At 26.9% G+C, this 335-nt stretch carries 1 protein-coding gene; it reads right to left on the bottom strand.

Annotation, left to right across the window (positions count from 1 at the left end; all coding sequences use genetic code 11):
- Window positions 1–335: DUF8202 domain-containing protein (locus SB752_RS32130; RefSeq protein ID WP_410719458.1), on the bottom strand; the 335-nt coding region annotated here is incomplete at both ends.

Genomic DNA, 335 nt, shown 5'->3' with positions numbered 1-335 from the left:
GTTGCGAAAGCAAATCAGCTTCTTTAAATGTTAAAGCCTGATTATTATCTCCCCACAATAGAAAATTTCCATTTTCAATAGTCCCGGTATTAAAATTATTGGTAAGCTTTAAACTGTCAATTGCTACTGTTACATTTCCTTCATTAGAGTTTGTGGATTGTTTTTGATATAATTCAAAAGCATCGTCTCTTCCAATCCCAGTAATTCGAAAATTATAATTTTTATTTTTCTTTGAATCCCATAAAATTTGATCACTAGAAGAAATATAATTTTTTTCCGATATATTATTAATAGTTATGCCATATTTTATTGATAAATAAGTCTCAATTTTTTGA

The organism is Brevibacillus sp. SIMBA_040, assembly GCF_046535075.1.
GTDB lineage: Bacteria > Bacillota > Bacilli > Brevibacillales > Brevibacillaceae > Brevibacillus.
The sequence above is the reverse complement of the archived record's forward strand: the minus strand, read 5'-3'. Positions and strand labels throughout refer to the sequence as shown.